The sequence below is a fragment of the Oculatella sp. FACHB-28 genome, assembly GCF_014696015.1.
GTDB lineage: Bacteria > Cyanobacteriota > Cyanobacteriia > Elainellales > Elainellaceae > JAAUTN01.
In genome coordinates this window covers 60,964-79,462 of record NZ_JACJPJ010000079.1, presented here as the reverse complement: position 1 = coordinate 79,462, position 18,499 = coordinate 60,964, and the positions used below count along the sequence as shown (strand labels likewise).

The 18,499-nt window shown below is 47.8% G+C and carries 16 protein-coding genes; 4 read left to right on the top strand and 12 right to left on the bottom strand.

Annotated features, from left to right (window positions below; genetic code table 11):
• The first annotated feature begins 6 nt into the window (after window positions 1–6).
• Window positions 7–1,794 carry a pyruvate kinase gene (gene pyk / locus H6F88_RS18985; protein WP_190644306.1) on the top strand — a complete coding sequence of 596 codons (1,788 nt, stop codon included), beginning with the start codon at window positions 7–9 and terminating at the stop codon, window positions 1,792–1,794.
• A gap of 226 nt (window positions 1,795–2,020) precedes the next feature.
• On the opposite strand, the gene H6F88_RS18980 is transcribed toward pyk, so the two are convergent.
• Both H6F88_RS18980 and H6F88_RS18975 read right to left on the bottom strand, forming a co-directional pair.
• On the bottom strand, window positions 2,021–3,037 hold the full coding sequence (locus H6F88_RS18980) for a DUF2382 domain-containing protein (RefSeq protein WP_190644305.1): 1,017 nt from the start codon (window positions 3,035–3,037) through the stop codon (window positions 2,021–2,023).
• A gap of 229 nt (window positions 3,038–3,266) precedes the next feature.
• Window positions 3,267–4,202, bottom strand: a complete 936-nt coding sequence (locus H6F88_RS18975) for a DUF2382 domain-containing protein (RefSeq protein ID WP_190644304.1) — start codon at window positions 4,200–4,202, stop codon at window positions 3,267–3,269.
• Window positions 4,203–4,402: 200 nt separating this feature from the next.
• Here H6F88_RS18975 and H6F88_RS18970 point away from each other — a divergent pair, with 200 nt between their 5' ends.
• Window positions 4,403–5,071, top strand: coding sequence for a bifunctional 4-hydroxy-2-oxoglutarate aldolase/2-dehydro-3-deoxy-phosphogluconate aldolase (locus H6F88_RS18970; RefSeq protein WP_190644303.1), 669 nt, complete (start codon window positions 4,403–4,405; stop codon window positions 5,069–5,071).
• Here H6F88_RS18970 and H6F88_RS18965 read toward each other — a convergent pair.
• From H6F88_RS18965 to H6F88_RS18925, 9 genes are all read right to left on the bottom strand, one after another.
• Entirely contained in the window at window positions 5,028–5,849 is an 822-nt protein-coding gene (locus tag H6F88_RS18965; protein WP_190644302.1) for an ABC transporter permease, read from the bottom strand. The two genes, H6F88_RS18970 and H6F88_RS18965, sit on opposite strands and share 44 nt — an antisense overlap.
• Entirely contained in the window at window positions 5,849–6,670 is an 822-nt protein-coding gene (locus H6F88_RS18960) for an ABC transporter permease (RefSeq protein WP_190644301.1), read from the bottom strand. Before H6F88_RS18960 ends, H6F88_RS18965 begins: the two co-directional genes overlap by 1 nt.
• Complete coding sequence (locus H6F88_RS18955; protein WP_190644364.1) at window positions 6,667–7,602, bottom strand: ATP-binding cassette domain-containing protein; 936 nt, start codon at window positions 7,600–7,602, stop codon at window positions 6,667–6,669. The genes H6F88_RS18960 and H6F88_RS18955 overlap by 4 nt, the downstream gene beginning before the upstream one ends.
• Window positions 7,603–7,852: 250 nt before the next feature.
• Window positions 7,853–8,443, bottom strand: a complete 591-nt coding sequence (locus H6F88_RS18950) for an HpsJ family protein (RefSeq protein ID WP_190644300.1) — start codon at window positions 8,441–8,443, stop codon at window positions 7,853–7,855.
• Between the two features lie 233 nt (window positions 8,444–8,676).
• Window positions 8,677–9,291 (bottom strand): PTPA-CTERM sorting domain-containing protein, encoded by a 615-nt coding sequence (locus H6F88_RS18945; RefSeq protein ID WP_190644299.1) that lies wholly within the window; start codon window positions 9,289–9,291, stop codon window positions 8,677–8,679.
• Between the two features lie 615 nt (window positions 9,292–9,906).
• Window positions 9,907–10,686: a WecB/TagA/CpsF family glycosyltransferase gene (locus H6F88_RS18940; protein WP_190644298.1), complete on the bottom strand. Its 780-nt coding sequence runs from the start codon at window positions 10,684–10,686 to the stop codon at window positions 9,907–9,909.
• Between the two features lie 628 nt (window positions 10,687–11,314).
• Window positions 11,315–13,078, bottom strand: coding sequence for a hypothetical protein (locus H6F88_RS18935; protein ID WP_190644297.1), 1,764 nt, complete (start codon window positions 13,076–13,078; stop codon window positions 11,315–11,317).
• A gap of 285 nt (window positions 13,079–13,363) precedes the next feature.
• The gene (locus H6F88_RS18930) at window positions 13,364–14,401 is read right to left on the bottom strand and encodes an MBL fold metallo-hydrolase (RefSeq protein WP_190644296.1); all 1,038 of its coding nucleotides are present in this window, start codon (window positions 14,399–14,401) and stop codon (window positions 13,364–13,366) included.
• 25 nt (window positions 14,402–14,426) lie between these two features.
• Complete coding sequence (locus H6F88_RS18925) at window positions 14,427–14,984, bottom strand: NAD(P)H-dependent oxidoreductase (RefSeq protein ID WP_190644295.1); 558 nt, start codon at window positions 14,982–14,984, stop codon at window positions 14,427–14,429.
• A 91-nt stretch (window positions 14,985–15,075) separates the two neighbouring features.
• Here H6F88_RS18925 and H6F88_RS18920 point away from each other — a divergent pair, with 91 nt between their 5' ends.
• Together H6F88_RS18920 and H6F88_RS18915 are read left to right on the top strand one after the other, a co-directional pair.
• Window positions 15,076–15,978, top strand: a complete 903-nt coding sequence (locus H6F88_RS18920) for a LysR family transcriptional regulator (protein ID WP_190644294.1) — start codon at window positions 15,076–15,078, stop codon at window positions 15,976–15,978.
• 105 nt (window positions 15,979–16,083) lie between these two features.
• Window positions 16,084–17,154, top strand: coding sequence for a sugar transferase (locus H6F88_RS18915; RefSeq protein ID WP_190644293.1), 1,071 nt, complete (start codon window positions 16,084–16,086; stop codon window positions 17,152–17,154).
• Window positions 17,155–17,163: 9 nt separating this feature from the next.
• Here H6F88_RS18915 and H6F88_RS18910 read toward each other — a convergent pair whose 3' ends face one another.
• Window positions 17,164–18,474, bottom strand: coding sequence for a TldD/PmbA family protein (locus tag H6F88_RS18910; RefSeq protein WP_190644292.1), 1,311 nt, complete (start codon window positions 18,472–18,474; stop codon window positions 17,164–17,166).
• Window positions 18,475–18,499: the final 25 nt, after the last annotated feature.

The window sequence follows — 18,499 nt, the reverse complement described above, 5'->3', positions numbered from 1 at the left end:
AACTCTATGCAACTGCAACACTCTATCCGTCGAACCAAAATAGTAGCTACTATCGGGCCAGCCACTAGCAGTCCAGAAGTTTTGCGCGACCTGATTGAAGCTGGGGCAACCACACTACGACTCAATTTCTCTCACGGCACTCATGAAGACCACCAGCGAAGCATTCGCCTGATTCGTCAAATTTCGTTTGAGCTTAACCAACCCGTTGGGATTCTGCAAGATTTACAGGGTCCCAAAATTCGTCTGGGCAAGTTTGAGAATGGTTCCATTACCTTACAGAAGGGCGACCCATTTATTCTTACCAGTCGGCTTTTGCCTGGAAGCCAGGAAATTAGCTCTGTAACCTACAAACCCTTGGCAGACGAAGTTCCAGAAGGCGCAACGATTTTGCTGGATGATGGTCGCGTCGAGATGATTGTAAACAAGGTAGACAAGACAAACAAAGAACTTCACTGCCGTGTGGTTGTGGGTGGAGTGCTGTCCAACAACAAAGGCGTAAATTTCCCAGGGGTTTACCTTTCGATCAAGGCACTTACCGACAAGGATAGAACTGACCTGACGTTTGGGCTAGACCAGGGCGTGGACTGGGTCGCACTGAGCTTTGTCCGCAATCCTCAAGACATTCTAGAAATCAAAGAATTAATCTCTAGCGCAGGCAAAAACGTTCCTGTAATCGCCAAAATCGAAAAACACGAGGCGATCGAGCAAATGGAAGCTGTGTTGTCGATCTGCGATGGAGTGATGGTTGCCAGAGGCGATCTGGGGGTAGAACTGCCTGCCGAAGAAGTTCCGCTGTTGCAAAAGCGGCTGATTGCCACCGCTAACCGTTTGGGTATTCCGGTGATTACGGCCACTCAAATGCTGGACAGCATGGTTCAAAGCCCTCGCCCGACAAGGGCAGAAATTTCAGATGTGGCAAATGCCATTTTGGACGGAACCGATGCGGTCATGCTTTCTAACGAGACAGCGGTCGGCAAATATCCGATTCAGGCAGTAGAAACGATGGCTCGCATCGCCACTCGCATTGAGCAAGACCAACCCCTGAACAGGAATGCAGAAAGCGCACCGGGGCGATCGATTCCCAATGCGATCAGCCAAGCGGTGGGACGCATTGCTGAGCAGCTTAAATCTGCTGCCATCATGACGCTGACTAAAACTGGGGCAACGGCTCGAAATGTATCTAAGTTTCGGCCCCACACTCCCATTCTGGCCATTACTCCCCATGTGGATGTAGCTCGCCAACTTCAGCTTGTTTGGGGAGTAAAACCTTTGCTTGTGTTGGATCTACCCTCTACCGGGCAAACCTTTCAGGCAGCGCTGAACGTGGCTCAAGAAAAGCAACTACTCTCAGAGGGCGATTTGGTGGTGATGACTGCGGGCACACTTCAAGGCGTGGCAGGTTCAACGGATCTGATCAAAGTTGAAGTGGTCACTGCCGTGTTAGGTCGGGGAATTGGCATTGGACAAGGTTCAATCAGTGGACGTGCCAGAGTTGCTCACAGCAGTAAGGAAATCGGTAATTTTAACCCTGGAGAGATTCTGGTTGCCTCTGGTACCAGTGCTGATTTTGTAGAGGCAATTCGCAAAGCTTCGGGGATTGTGACTGAAGACGACAGCCTCACCAGCCACGCCGCCGTGATCGGTTTGCGCCTGGGGGTGCCGGTGATTGTGGGTGTTAAAAATGCAACTGAGGTAATTCGAGACGGGACAATTCTCACGCTCGACATGCAAAGGGGATTGGTTTACTCCGGTGCAGTAGGGCTAAACCAGGCAGATACAACGCTTAGCGTATAGCGCGATCGCCCCTTGTTATCTCTCTTCCATTACTCTCGAACAAGAGGAACGAGGGAAATTTCTTTCCCAAAAGTGACAAAGCTTGTAGTGCCACGCATATACTTCTTTCCCACTAAAACAGGAATGCACCCCCGCGACGCGGGGGTGCATTCCTGTTTTAGTACCTAATCTTCAACCGGGAGGGGAGTAAAGGAGATTGGTACAGACGTAATGTTGTCTTGAGGGGCTAAAGAAGCGGACGTTCATCAATCAATGGACGACCGGCTGTGTTGATGTCTAGCTCCTCACGGCGCAGCGTTTCTTCGGTGGTCACCGTGTCCTGCCGGACTTCCTTCCGAATCACCACTTCGTCGCGCACCACGGGCTGCTTGGTAATGTCAACGGTTTCCTCGTAGAGGTCTACCCGCATCACCTCACCCGACTGAAAGTCGGTAGCACCTGGAGTGACGGCTACACCCCGGTTTGCAGTAGGGTTATGTTGAATTACAACGCGTTCCTGCTGCACGGGGACAGCAACTTGAGTAGTCTCAGTCTCGATGCGCTTACCAACACTTACCTCACCAACTTTACGGCGGTCTTTGTTCGCAACTAGTTGCTCTTCATAGAGCCTGAAGGTTTGATGATCTTGCTCGTTCATAGAGTACAGAGAGGGTTCCTGCTCATAGCGGTATGTATTGCGATTATAAGGAGTGCGATCGCGATCCGCATCCCTATCCAACCGATCAAACCCTGGAGTTGAGGTAGTTGTGTTGCTCACAGGCGGGTTGACTACCGGCTGGGCAGGAGGAATATTGTTTCTGACGCGCTCACTTGGTTGGGGAGCAGAAACCGCAGCCGTCCGAGTTTCCGTTGGCATTCTCTCTAGCGGAACCCCATTCTCTAATGGAGCGGTCCGGTAAACGCCTCTCACCCGCTCTTCATAGTCATAATCGACAGTCATGTGTTCATCATATTCAGGCAGCTGCTCTGCTTGCTGGCGAGAGAGCCCCTTCAGATAGATGCGCTGCGATCGCGGATCGCTACGAAACCGCCCAACTGGCAACAGCACCTTTTTGCCAAAGATCCAGAAGCCTGTATCCATCACTAGATAGCGAAATCGCCCGTCATCGTCTACCAGAGCAGTGCTAACCGTTCCTACTTTTTCATCTTGTTCGGTGTAGATATTGAGACCTTTGATGTCTTCGCCACCAAACAACTCGTTTCGATAGTTGGGATGAAAATCTTCGATTTTATAAAGAGCCATGCTATTCTCCGTTCTATATTCGTCAGCCTTACAGCCAAATAGGTTCGCTTGACCAAAAATGAGTTCAAGTGGTGCAGGACTAACCTACACCACTCAGGGTTTTCTTCACTTGAGACTCCACCCTAAGATGCCAGGTTAGAAATTCTGGATCTTATCTTGTTGGAAGGTAGAGTTCCGCTAGAAGTGTCTCCAAGCAAAACCTGGAGACACGATTGACTAGGGGAGTCGGTTATACCGAGCGTCCGGGGCGGTCAGAGCGCTCAACGATGGGTCGTCCTTGGGTGTCGATATCCAGTTCTTCACGACGAATTTCTTCTTGAGCTTCGACGGTTTCATGGTCGACCTCTTTGCGGATCTGGACTTCTTCCCGAACTACGGCTTCTTTACGGATATCGGGGGTTTCTTCGTAAACTTCCATCCGTGCCACTTCTCCATCTTGGAAGTCGTGGGTGCCTACTACTGCTGCACGCGCATCGGTAGGAGTAGTACGCTCAATGATTACTCGCTCTTTCTCAACGGGCACTGATACTCGTGCAGTCTGAGTTTCGACGTGCTTGCCAATCGCTACTTCGCCTGTTTTGACACGGCTCTTGTTAGCGACTAAACGCTCCTCATAAAGGCGTAGTGGCTGATCTTCAATTTCGTTGCGGTTGTACAGAGCGTGGTCGCGATCGTAGCTGTATGCATCGCGATCGTAAGTGCTATCGACCGCAGAAGCACCTATCGCAGAAGTACCTGTGAGTGGCTGTGTGCTTGCGTCAACGGATTGAGTACCAGGTAGCGTACTGGGTTGAGCAGCAAGGGGACGATATCCACTTCTCACGCTCTCTTCGTAATCCTGATCGACTTTGAGGTCGTCGGTAAATGCGGGTAGATGTTCTACTTGCTCTTTGGTCAGTCCATCTACATAGATGCGACGTGCGTCATAGTCAAAACGAGCCATGCCGATGGGCAGTAGGACCTTTTTGCCAAAAACCCAAAAGCCTGTGTCTACGATCAAATAACGAAAGCGTCCTTCTTGCTCGTCAATTAGAGCGTCTTTAACAGAGCCAATTTGCTCGTCGTTTTGGCTGTAAACGTTGAATGAATCAAATGGAATTGCATCGCTATCGCCAAAGCTATTGCGATAATCTGGATAAGCTTCTTTGAATTTAACTAAAGCCATGTTGTTCTTCCTAAAACTAAACTTCGGTCTATACCCGTCTAGGTTATGAAAATGCTGACTGCGATTCATCTCCCGCCTGGCTGACGTGGCACTTGTTAAATTTCGGAGCAAAGTCTCAATTATTGAAGTGACAACTAGGCTAAAAGGTAGACGCAGTAATGTGGTTTGGTCTTTAGCCAACAAATTTTGTTTTTAGAGGTATGTTTAAGAGCGCTTGGCAGAATTTGGTGCAACAGCAGCGGGCGATCGCCGTCATTCGTGTACCCCAGTTAAGTTTGGGACTTAGTATGGCTAGAGCGATCGCCGCTGCAAATATGAAACTAATTGAAATTACTTGGAATAGCGATCGTGCAGGTGAGTTGATTCAACAGTTGCGGGATGAGTTACCTGATTGTGTAATTGGTACAGGTACTTTACTCACGCTTGACCAATTAAAAGATGCGATCGCCGCTGGAGCTGAGTTTTTGTTTACCCCGCATGTCGATTTGAATCTAATTGAGGTGGCAGTTGCCCAACAGGTACCAATTATTCCAGGGGCATTTTCACCCACAGAAATTGTTACGGCCTGGCAAGCCGGTGCCGCGAGCGTGAAAGTATTTCCGGTGCAGGCCCTAGGAGGAGCTGACTATATTCGCAGCTTGCAGGGGCCATTGGGTGACATTCCCCTGATTCCAACGGGCGGCGTAACGATTCAGAATGCCAGGTCATTTTTGGATGCAGGGGCGATCGCAGTGGGGCTATCGGGGCAGTTGTTTCCCGAGGAGGCGATCGCCACTCAAAACTGGGAATTGATTACCCAGCAGGCCCAACTATTGCGACACAATCTTACGAATTACGTTTCTGATACGCCCGAATCGCCAGAGTGCTAAATACGGCAGTCAGCGCTGCACTCCACAGTAAGGACTGAATCACATATTCAACATAAGGGCCACCGAATGATAGCCCTCGCATGGCTTGAGCTACAGCAGAAACGGGATTGAGGGACACAAACCCCTGAACCCATTCGGGAAATCCTTCTTTGGGGACGTAGCCAATGCTAAGAAAAGTGAGTGGCAACAACCAGGGAGCCATGGCCGCCTGAACGGTTTCAGCAGATTTGGCTTTTACGGCTAGAAAGACTGCCACCCAGGAAAAAGCAGAGGTGAAGACGACAGGAAGGAGTAGATAGAGCAGACTGTTGATGAATCCATTTTGGAAGCGAAATCCGATTAAATGTCCCACTAAAGTGATGAAAGTGACCTGAACGAGGAGCCGTCCGGCCCCACCTAAAATGCGTCCGGCTAACACGGCAGAACGAGCGATGGGCAGGGTGCGAAGTCGAGATACCATGCCGCTTCTAAGGTCATAGTAGAGTGCGGTTCCTGTATTGATCGTGCTAAACAACAATCCCTGAATTGTGCTAAGTGGTACCAAAAACTGTCCGTAGTCTGTGTAAGAGCCATTTGGCACCACAACCTTTGCAAAACTGGCTGTAAAGATAAGCATCAGGAAAATAGGAAAACCAGTTGAACCAATGATCACAGCCGGATTTCTCAGATCTAATAGTAGGTTGCGCTGAGTCACAATGGCAATGTCATGCAGGTCGCGAAAGAGTTCACCTTCTTGTCGGATTTCAACCAGTTGAGCGGCATTCAAAGGAAGCGTCATCAGGAAATCCTCCGGTAAAGCCAGATCGCAGTGAACCCGAACCCACATAACAGCACAATTAACCAGCCGATTGACCACAGCAACGGAATCAGCAGCGGTTCACCACTAGCCAGTGCCCTGAGAGCCGCTGCAATATGACTCACGGGTTGAGCTATGACAAAGGGCTGAAGCCAATTTGGAAAGTTTTCGGCAGGGCTAAATCCACTGCTAAGTAATAGAAAAGGAGCATAAGGAACAATCACAAGAGATTGCACCAGATCAGGTTTCTTTAGCCCCAAAGCGAGGAGAGAGTAGCCAGTGACAGCGACGGTGGTAAAGAATAAAGTGAGTAAAATGTATCCGATCGCAGACAACACCCCTGCCTGAAACCGAAAACCATAAAGGTAAGCAACGGGAAGTAGAATGGCGATCGTGACAATTGCCCTGGCCAAGTAGGCAATTAGTAGCCCACCTAGAACAGCCGCCCGTGAGATCGGCATTGCCCGACAGCGTTGCAGCATTCCTGTATCAATATCACCTGCCAGGTTGCTAGCAGAATTCATTGCGGTAAAAAACATCGCTTGAAGCGTGATAATGGGCACCAGGTATTGGATGTAATCAATGTTTTGAGCAGACATTGATCGCTCAAAAGCAAGCAGGAAGGCAGTCAGAAACACAATAGGAAACACTAACACACCAGTAATGACGGCTGGCTGACGACTCAGCCGAATTAAGTTGCGCTGACCAATGATGAAACTATCGGCGATCGCTCTACTAATTCCGGCTTCACACCGAACCTTCACCAGTTGTTTGGCTTTAGCCTGCAAGTCGATCGCAGTCATATGGTTTCTCCTGTGGTGTGTCCGGTCAGGGCAAAAAACACATCATCCAAACTGGGACGACAGAGAGAAATATCAGCCAGGGTAATGCCGATAGCATCCACCCGACGAACCACTTCAGATAAAGTTGTGACACCATCGGGTGCAGCCAGAGTAAGTGTTCCGGTGCCTGCAATATCCCCTAACCCAGATAGCGCTCGTCTCACTTTTGGCTCATCCTTGGGGTCTGCCAGTTCCAGTTTGCAGAATGTCCCACCGACGCGATTTTTTAGATCATCAGAAGTGCCTTCTGCAATAACGGTGCCGCGATCGATCACGACAATGCGATCGGCAAGCTCGTCTGCTTCTTCTAAATATTGTGTGGTTAAAAAAATGGTGATACCGCGTTTTTTTAGCGCGACAACCATATCCCAGAGTTGACGACGGCTGCGTGGGTCAAGCCCCGTAGTTGGTTCATCCAAAAACAGCACCAGCGGCTCAGCTACAATACTGGCTGCTAAGTCCAAGCGACGACGCATTCCACCCGAAAATTCCTTGACCCGGCGATTGCCTGCCTCTAGTAGCTCAAACTGTTGAAGCAGCTCTGTTGCCCGTTTTGCTGCCGTGTTGGCAGAGAGTCGCAGCAATCGCCCAAACAGAATTAGATTTTCGCGGGCAGTCAATTCTTCATCAACCGCTGCAAACTGACCCGTTACGCCAATTAGCGATCGCACCGCAGCGGGCTGTTTAATAACATCGTACCCGGCGATCGTGGCATACCCTTTATCAGGCTTGAGTAGGGTTGTCAGGCAATTAATTGTTGTGGTTTTACCTGCTCCATTTGGCCCTAGCACCCCCAACACTGACCCAGGAGGCACCGAGAGATTAATGCCCTGTAAAGCTTTTGTCTTGCCAAAGCACTTTTCTAGCCCTCTGGCTTCCACCATTACATCCATTGTGAGTCCGCTCGCTACTCCAGTAAGTCTAGAGTAGACGAACGGCAATCGCATCCTCCGGATCTCCATAGGCAGGATGCAATACCAAAAGCAAAGATCTGCAACTCCTCAAAGAAGTCGCAGATCTGCTTCCTTGAAGACCGGACGCGATCGCAGCTGTAGGTTAACAAATTAGTTGCAGGGATGAACAGACGTTCGTCCCTGCAGCGGGTATTTCTAACATGAAATCGTCTTATCTCAATTAACGCTATTAACGCTGTCGCATTCCGTAGCGTCCCAGGCTAACTAGCCCAATTCCAATCACAACCAGGTTACCAACGGTGGAAAGTCCAGCTTTCAAAATTCCAGTTCTAGCATTTTGTCTAAGCGTCTCGGCACGAGTTGTGAGCATTTGGTTAACTTGCTGTCGCTCCTCTGGACTAACTTCAGCCGCCGCCGGGTCATTTTCAGATGCTTCTAGTTGCGTTTGCAGTTCGGCAGCCTGGGTAGAAATGTTGGCGATCGCCTGCTGTTGTAGAACTAGACTATCTCGCAAAAGCAAAATGCAGGAAAGGTGAAAGACAACACCAATAATTAAACAGCCCATTGCCAATTGCTTCAGCCATTGGCGACTATCAAGGCTGCCAAACATCGTGAGGGCTGCGCCAAAAAGTAGAATAATGCTGCGATCGCCAATTTGCTGCATAAACCCAACCCGCCATTCCAGGCTACCGAGGTTAGGTGGCAGTGCCAGCAACAGTAAATCAAACAAAAAACCAGCCAGACAGGTGAACCCAACAATGCGGCAGAGGTTTCTGGCAGCGTAGGGGTGAGCAAAGTTGGGGGCAGAGATACTTGCCATAGAAGTTAAAGGATTGGTAGGGGAAAAAACTGCTGTAAACTGGACTGCAACATACAAACTTAGAAAAAGTTAAAGGGAGGAATAGCTGCGTCGGAACGGCTTCCAAAACAGCTATCCCTACCAACCTTGACTAGTAGAACAGTTCCAAATGGAGTAGTTATTAGTTACCTACACAGAGGAACTAACGTTTAAAGGACCGTCTCTAAAGGCAGAGCATATGATCACCAATCAATTTATGCTTCTGCTTCTACCTGCTCATCCTCTTCAGCATTACGCTTCCGCAGCACAGCTGCACCCATGCCGATCAAACCGGGGAGCAGAGCAGGAGTGGGAATTTCATTGCCCGCGACAACGGTGACAGAGTAGCTGTTTACACCAGATGCAATCACCTGAGTCGTAAACTCTCCTGAACCAAGGGTATTGTCAGCAAAAACTCCTTCAAATTTGTAGGTCGTATCAGAGAGCTTAGTGAAGGCAGTGAGGTTAAAGTTGAACGGGCTGTTTTGACCGAAAAACAGGAAATTGTTGATAGCTTGGAAAACTGGTAAAGACTCAATGTCTTTGATAGTTCCTACTGCTCTAGCAAGAGACTTAAACTCATTCGTGTTGCTTCTTGGACCACTAACGATGAATTGTCCAATGTTTTCACCACCAGCTCCATCTAGACTCTCATCTGCATCTTGCAAATAGAAGTCAATTTCACCGACATTGGTCGTGACATCAGCAGTGCCATAGAAGTTCAGCTTGCTACCGAAGGTGATAGCTTCAGCAGGAGAAACCGCTAGTGTGGAGCCTGTGAGTACAGTGGCAGCGATCGCAGTCTTAAGAGCAAATGATTTGAAATTCATGCTTGACCTACCTAGTGTGTGTGCTTGTTCGGGTTGAAGGGTAATGGTTGAACCTGAGTCAGCTACTGAAGTTTTCGTAAGCTATTCTTTGCGAATAGTCTTAAAAGCTTCGTAGCTAGCGGCGCACCTTGGGTAGAGAATTAGCACCTGAGAGAAATACGTAGGGCTTAAAAAAACGCATCTTGCAATAAGTCAATTGTATGTGACTGTACTGTAGCCACAAGACATATTGCGTGGTTTCACGGTATTTTTACACTCACCGTCCTCTTGTTAAAGAAACCACTTATTTATCAAATGTTCCTCGTAAGTTGACTAGTCAGTATATTCACCCCTTCTCCATTAAAATCAGGGACAAGTTTTCATTAAGTAGGACACATTCTTAGTTTTTTAATTCTTGGTCTTAAAGTTGTTCTAAAGAGTTTTTTCCCTACGTTTAGCAAACAAAAATCGGCAAGTTATTTAAGTTAGGAAAAAGAGGGGAGGCAGGGCTAAGCCCTGCCTCCCCTCTTTTTCCTAACCTGTATAGCTGCAACTGTAGAATGGGCGATCGCGCAAAAACAAGGAGCATAGGCCCCTTGTTTATTAGTGAGTATGTGACTTCAAAGAATTGCTGGTTTACCCTTGAGAGCGTAACAACACTTTGGGTTGTTTAATCAACTGCTTTGTCGCCAACCACAAAAACAGAGGAATCGTCGTGCTGTAGCGTTTCCAGAGCCGACGAGGTTCTTGAATGAGTCTGTAAAACCACTCCAGACCCATTTCTCGAACCCAACGCGGCGCTCTCTTGCAAATACCTGCATAAACTGGGAAAGCTCCACCTAAGCCAATCATGACCGCGTGAATTTTGTCCTTATGCTCTGCCATCCAGCGTTCCTGTTTTGGACAGCCTAATGACACCAAAACCACACCTGCACCACTCGCATTAATTTTTTGAATCAACGCCTCATCTTCCGCTGGTGTAAGGGGTCGGAAGGGTAACGGTTCCATTCCAGCAATTTGTAGGTCAGGAAATTCTTGATTTAGCTTTGCTCTCATCTGATCAAGGATAGGCGTCTCAGAACCCACAAAGAACAGTCCGACATCAGTTGAGGGAGCAGCTTTACAAAGAGCTAGTAGGATGTCTAAACCTGCGACACGGTCTTGATCTCGCACTCCCAACAGTTTCATCATCCAGACCAGCGGCATTCCATCCGGTGTAACCAGATCAGCGCTTTTGAGAACCTTGCTAAAGTCCTGGTTTAAATACGCCTCTGTCACCATGTGAACGTTAGCGACACAAACAACTTTACTGAGATGTTTGCTAGCCCATTCCAAAATTACTTTTATTTGCTCGTCGAATGGTGAAGCGGTAACGGGGGAATTGACCACACTCACCTTTTTAAGGGGTGGTTTCACAGTATGACTCCTCTATCCAATAACTGTTTTTTTGCTTTTGGATGCAGCGTTAAATGCGTCCGCTACGGTTCAGCCACCCTGTGAAAAGGTCAATAACAGACCTCTTTGACCAAACGTGTGTTTGCAAAAGAAATTGAGGTTAATGGTAGAAGTCCTGTTTGCTAAGTTGTCCTGAAGTTGCAACACACATTCAGGAATGTAATTAGCAATAGCTGTGGCAGTTCGGCACCAGAGAGAAGGTAGATGGAGGGGTAATGAACGACATTGAGCACAAACTTGAACAATGTCTAACTATCTATGTCTACGTAAAACCACTAGCCTATCCGGAAGATTATTTTGAAGTTAAGTCGGATTTAGGCACAGTTGACAAGAATTTTTGAGCTCAGCCCTAAGTAGGCTGCTTCGTAGCTTTTGCAACTCAAAAGTGAATACTTCAAGCAGCGGTAGAGCGAGTAAGCAATGATTTAGCTGCTCGTCAACTACTGATCCACACTAACAAAATATACCGAATTACGTGAACATACTCATCCTTTCATATCCTATTTCATGAAGAGATGCGTAAGAATTGCGATCGCCTCAAGCATTAAGCTCAATCCTTGAAAATCATCAGCATCGTAGCAGTTTATACCTAACTCGCGAAAACGAGTTTAGGTTCGGAAGCCGACTCTTCAGAAACTAGTTCTGCAGTAATGGTTAGGGGTGCCGAAGTCCAATCTGATTGATGCGAGTGAGCATCTGCTTGGAATTGAACGGGTTGTGATTGCTGAGATCCTTCTGGCAGTCTCAACATGGGATAGCAGTTAGTCAGCATAGTTTGCCCTTTGGTATGTTGTTCTGTATTCAGACCAACGTACCGCGCCAGCATTGCCAGCCTGGATTGGATGTCAAGGTGAGTGATGGTAGTTTTGGTTTGAATAGCAGAGTTAAGGGATTTACGTCTGTCAAGGGCGATCGCCGCTCCAGTCGCAAGCAACATGCTAAAAGCAATTCCTGCACTTAAATCACGCTGGAGATTAGGAATTGTGGGTGCAGGTTGACCTGTTTGATCGTGAATTAATTCTGGTGGAGCAATGACTTCCCAGGCAATTTTCTGCTGAGCAGCCTGCGGTTCTAGCTCTTGCCGCTTCACAAGATACTGGTTTAAAGTGCTAGTGGCAGTGTGCAACTCCTGTTCCACTTGTGAGTATTGACGAGACAGCGCTGCCCACTGTTCCGTTTGCTGAACTAGCAGCGTTTCCGCTCGTTCAAGGGACTGTTGACGAATTTCTAGAACCTGGAGGTATTGAGTGGTTTCAATCCAACGTAGGGCCATTTCTGGTGAAACAGGCATTTCCACCGACTCTGTGATTGCAATCGTGGGATTGGTGGATAAGTAACTGAGTGCAATCTGTCGAGCTTCCAGACGCATTTGTAGCTGCAACTCACGATGCTCTTGCTGCAAAGACTCGACTTTTTCAGCATTCACTTGGAAGCGAGTCGATTCTTGGGCAATTTCTAACTCTACGGTTCGGAGCTGGTCGAGCAGCGTTTGATAGCTAGATGACTGATTTAACAAGGTTTCGGCGATCGCCGAATCAGGCAAACCCATTTGCTGCTGTAACATTACCTGACTGCTGCGAATCTTCGGCAGAGTCGTTTGTAAGGTTGCCTGCTGGTTTGCAATTTCGCGAGAAAAAGCAGACAAGCGTTGCCCTTGGGCATCTGGATCGCTTAAGCCATGCTGTTGCTGAAACCCCTGTAGCTGCTGACGCAAATCTTCCACCCTTTGCTGCACCTGGGAAATCTGGGCATCAACAAATTCGAGTCCTTTACAAGCACCTGATTGGCACTGTTGTCCATAGTTCAGGTAAGCATCCACAACCTGGTCTAGAACAACCTGAACAGTTTCAGGATCTGCATCGCGATAGGTAATCTCCAACATTCCTGGTGCTTCAAGCTGGGCAATGTGCAAGTTGCGGCTCAAAGCATCATAGTCAAGCTCAATGTCTTGCGCTTGAAGCTGTTCAACGACCGGGCTAAGGAGTACAGCACTCCTTAAAACCTCAATTTGAGTATCATAATCAATCGTAGGAACCGCTGTCTCATAGCCATTGCTCAGGGCTTGGGCTTGAGGAGAACGGTTGGCGATCGCAGGCTCCACCGAAATCTGGAACTTTCCCTCATATTCGGGGGCGCGGCTCAAGATTTGTGCCAGATTTGCAGAAGTCACAGCCACTGCGAGTCCAGCCACAACTACTACACGCCGCTGTCCATCTGAAGTAAACCACTTTGAGGGAGATGGCTCCGGGTCAATGGGTTCCCATAAAGACGGCAAGAAACGAGAAGAGGGCTGAATTGAGTAGCTGTCCCTTCTAGAAGGTGACAACAGGATAGCCTGTGTGAGTTCTGTCATGAGATTCCCTTGACAGCATTACAGATGGTGTCTTTGCTTTTGGTAGACTTTGCCCCTGTGTCATCTTTCAAGCCCAAAAACGTGAATCAGGAAAGTTTTTTTAACAATCTCCTCAAACTCCTCAAAATCAGGAGTGAAATCCACGTGAAGTATTGCTGTTCTCTAATGAACTTGAGTAGAAGAACAGAGTTCCCCATACCCGCTTCTGAACTTCAGACGTAGAAATATAGAGACAGCCCGGAGTCCTTCAAAATAAGAGAAGGATTCTAGCGGACTTTATACGTTCTAAGGCTCGAATTGCCAGAGGGTAGGTTCCCATTCATAGCGATCGCCCCTTACACGAATGTGACCCACTGCAGGAAACGGCATGTGATAAGCACTCACCATTGTTCGATCTTGAGTGACCTGATCGAGTAGCCTACGCCGCGTTTCTGCTGCTTGTTGCGGGTTAAAGTCAAACCCAGTTTGCCATTCAGGATGTTCTAAATCAAACGCTTCATTGAAGAAGACATCAGCAGTGACCATCAACTGAGAGGCTTCAGATTTAATTTGTAATGCTGATTGACCCGGAGTATGTCCTGGTGCAGCGATCGCAGTAATGCCTGGAACAATTTCTTGATTAGGTTGAAACTGGCTCACTTTGTTGGCGATCGCCCCTAAATGCTTCTGTGCAGATGCAACAATACCTTGCTTGAAAGCTTCAGGAATAATCAGGGATGATAAATCAATCGTGGGGGTTGTCCAAAACTGCCACTCGGCGGCTGAAATGTAATATCGAGCGTTAGGAAAGGTAAGTTGTCCATCAAGAGAAACAACCCCTCCAAGGTGATCAGGATGAGCATGAGTAATGATCACCGTATCAATGTCCTGAGGCTGAACTCCTATACTCCGAAGATTTTGCGTCAGTTTTGCAAGCCCTGCTCCAAGCTCTATCCCTGCACCTGTGTCAATTAGGACTTGATGAGCGCCTGTATCCACATACGTTGCATTGAAATAGAGGGATAAGTCGCTGGGTGACCAAAATCGTTCTACCATTGCTCTCTCCACTTCTATCGGATCGGCTGTTGGAGCGTAGGTTGGCAGAGGAGGCAGTGTTAGTAATCCATCAGAAATCGTCGCAACTTTGAAACTTCCTACCTGAAACTGATAAGCTCCTGCGTTGGGAGTACTTTCCTCATGGGCTGCGTTAACTGTCGGCGCTTTCATCGACAAAGTGAGGATGAGCGCAATGAGCAGAAAAGCCATTGTTTTAATAATCGTTCTGAAGTGCGATCGCTGCACAGCCTGAATGACTGCTCGAACTAATCGAATAGAAAGCGACATACATTGCTCCACTTAAATGTGAGTATTAACTTGCGACACATTGCTGCAAAAGTTGTTTGTACCAATTTGATGCCTGAAATAGTTGCTCATCTGAAATGGTTCCAGGAATTCCCAGCTCTTTCGGCAGAAATCCGTGAACGACGAAAGGTGTTTTGTAACTCATTCCGCAAAAATTTGCAGTTTGCTGAATGGGTCGCAACAGTTCACTCATCGTGAAGTTAACAGCTCCTCCTGCCACATACATTTCTGATAAGCCACCTGCTGTCACTACAGGCATCAACTCCTTTCCCTTAAGAGCCGTACCTGCTTCACCATAAGCAAAACCATAAGTGAGTACATCATCCATCCACTTCTTCAGCAGTGGCGGCACTGAGTACCATTGCAACGGATGCTGAAGCACGATCAAATCGTGGCTTCTCAAAAACTCCTGCTCCACCTGCACATCAATTTGCCAGTTTGGATATCGCTCATACAAATAGTGAATCTTTACCGAGGGAATTTCCTGAACCGCTTCTACTAGTGCTTTATTGCCTCTGGATTCTGCAAAGTTTGGATGAGCCAAAATAACGAGTACTTTCTTCATGACTTGCTCTGCCATAGCTCTTCAAGTTCTAAGATATTGGCAGAATTGTTATATTGTCTAATAGATAATTGCCATAAGGGTTATCACTAGAATGAATTACGAACAGCTTGATTTGAATCTGCTGAAGATTTTTGATGCGGTAATGACAGAACTCAACGTGACTCGTGCTGCCGATCGCTTGAATATGACACAACCTGCTGTTAGCAATGCTCTTAAACGCTTACGTCACTTGGTGAATGATGAGTTATTCATCAAAGTCCCAAGTGGAGTGAGCCCAACTCCAAAAGCGACAGAAATGTGGCAGCCTATTCGCGAGTCTTTAACTCAAATTCGTCGAACTTTTGAGCCAGTGGAGTTCGATTCTGCTGTCGAAAGTGCTAGCTTCACGATCGCCCTCAATGACTTTTCAGCCCATGTGATTTTGCCTGCTTTGGTCAACACATTGGAAAAACTTGCACCCAACATCAATTTGCGGACTATACCCAACACTCACATCAATGCTCCAATGCTGCTAGAACAAGCAGAGATTGACCTTGCAATTGGTGTATTTCTACAGGTCAATGCTCGTTTGCGATCGCACACACTCTTCACCTCAACCTGGGTCTGTGCGATGCGGCATAACCATCCACTTGCAGGTAAGAAGTTAACTCTAGCTCGCTACGCCGAAGCAAAACATTTGCTTGTAACCCTGACTGGAGAAACAACAGGTTTGCTTGAACCCTTCCTACAGGAACAAGGACTCACTCGCCGCATTGGACTGACGGTCAATCAGTTTTTTGTGGTTCCCCAAATTCTTATTAACTCGGATCTAATTGCAGTTTTGCCAATACGAGTGGTTGAACTGAGTGGAATGAGCGATCAACTTTACCTCACCGCTGTTCCCATTGAAATTCCTCTCTCCTCTGTGAAGATGATGTGGCATGAACGCAGCCATCACAATCCAGCCCAAGCATGGCTCAGGTCTCAACTGGCTAAAGTTTGCTCAGGCATTTAAGTAAAATCACCCAACTCAACCCCCAATCTCCATGAGCTATAATCCTACAAGCCCTTAGAGAGCATAGGTTTTATCGTTCACAGAGAAAAAAGAGTGTTTTAGAGAATGACTAGCTATGTATCATTAATTACCTCCCTCAATGATGTTCCACTACCAGTAGAATTACCTCCACTTGTCCTGGTAGCCTTTACCCGCCCTGATTTGCTCAAAAAAGTTTTAGCAGCAGTTCGTCAACAATCACTAATGCCATCTAAGATTATTGGTTTTATTGATGGGGCAAGAAAAGCTGCTGATGAACCTTTGATAGAACAGTGCATTTCACTACTAGAAGAGTTATCTACACTCGTACCTGTCCATATCGTTAAAAGAAATCATAATTTGGGGTGCGACCAAAACGTAATTCTGGGTCTAACAGAAGTTTTGTCCTCTCATGATTCCTTGATTTATCTAGAGGATGACATTGTTCCTAATCCACACTTTTATGATCGGATGTGTCGGCTTCTAGAAGCTTATCGACATCACCAACAGATATGTTCAATTAGTGCCTATGCAAGCCTACCAGCAGAGTTGAGTCCTCGGACTGATACAGACTTTATCGTGTCTAACCGTGTCTTTAGCTGGGGATTTGCAACCTGGGCTGATCGGTGGAAAGAGCTGAATTTAGCCAATCAATCAGAACAATACAATCCTTTTGGCGAGTTTTACAAAATTCCAGCTACCTCTCAAACTAAGAGAACAATGATCAACCAGTTTTGGTTGGAGAAAAATCGACAAACAGACTGGGTCATTACATTTACCCTTGCCGCTTTATATCACCAGAAGACGCATCTTGTCCCCACCACTTCCTTTACAACGAATATTGGGTTTGGTCATCCTGAAGCCAAAACTTACAAAGGCAAAGAACTAGCCTGGGTCAATGCTAGATATGATGCCAACTTTTGTCCCAAGCGATTACCAGTTAGCCTAGAGTTGCCAGAGGAACTGAGACATACTCTTAACAATACGAGCTTGACTCAGCACTTACTGAAGCAGGGGGAGTTGTGGCTTAACCCATCAGCTTTTCTATATCTAGCGAGACAGTCTAAAAATTTAAGTAATGTGTTGGCGCTTTTAAAGCTGTTCGTAATCCGTCTGCCTTTAATGTTAAAACGCTGGCGTAGAGGTCTACCTGTGTAAACTTAACCATCAACTGCGTCCTGTAGTTGACAATCCCTCAACAATAATTGAAGGTGTGTAGCAGGAACCGTTCCAATCAGCATCGCCTCCAAGTTCGACCAGGTTTTTGAGGGCAGTGTAGACGTTGCCTGCAACCATGGTGTCTTTAACACGACCGATGATCTGCCCATTTTCTACCCGATAGCCCAGATCAACATTCACCGAAAACTCACCAGAGATGCCTGCACCGCCACCCAGCATTTGATCAACGATGATGCCGTAATCGAGGGAGGCGATCAGGTCTGAGAGAGATTTGAAGCCAGGTTGAATTAGCAAGTTAAACAATCCGGGGGTGGGGTAGCTGCCCAAGCCGGGGCGAAAGCCGTTGCCTGTGGTGCCGCTGCCGAGCGATCGCCCCAGCGTGCGATCGGTATAAAAAAGCTGTAAAACACCATCTTTGATAAAGGTGATCGGTTGGGTGGGCGTGCCTTCATCATCAAAGGGGCAGCTAAACGGGCCTGCTTCGGGCTGTTGAGAGACGGTCAGATCAGGGGAAGTAACGGGTTCTCCCAGGCGATCGCTCCAGGGGGAAGCCTTTTCGAGTACCTGTTTGCTATTCATCGCCGCTTGAATGGTGCCCCACAGCATGTCTGCTGCCTTGGAGGTAAACAGTACTGGAACGCGCCCATTGGGAGAAGCCGCGTTGTTTTTTGCCCAGTCCAGCCGCTGCAACACCTGATCAGCCACAGCCACCGGATCGAGCCTGCCGCGTTGGGTTTGCCCGTCTGCGACACTCAGGAAATCTTCACCCCGTACCCACTCCGCCGATAGATAACAACTCAGTGTGGTATCAGTGTAGCTACAGTCCAGTCCTTGAGAATTGACCAGGCGCGTTACTTCTGCCTCACATTCCCACTCGGCTGTGCAGAGACATTCGGGGTAAGCCTGACGCACCAGAGCGATCGCCTCTCTGCCCCAATCTACCAGGGTTTCAACGGCTACTGCTTCTCCCAAATCTGGGTAGGTAATGTGAGAGGCGGCATTGAGTTCAATGGTTTCTGGGTCGTTCAGTTGACTGAGGGCAATCGCCCGTTCGACTAATGCTTGCGGTTCAACAGCACCATAGGCGACAGCCAAACCAGGGCGACCATCCTGCCAAAGCCGTAGCGCAGTCCCTTCTGCCTGAGAGCTTTCTAGCTGCTTTAGCCGATTTGCCTCAAAAAAGACTGGACGAGAGAGCGATCGCGACTGAAACACTTCTGCCGCCTCTGCGCCTGCTTGCTTTGCTAAATCCAGCAGTTGCTCTGCCGGTAACATTTGTGGCGAGTTATCGGAACCCATAGTATTCCTTGGTTGACCGTTTACT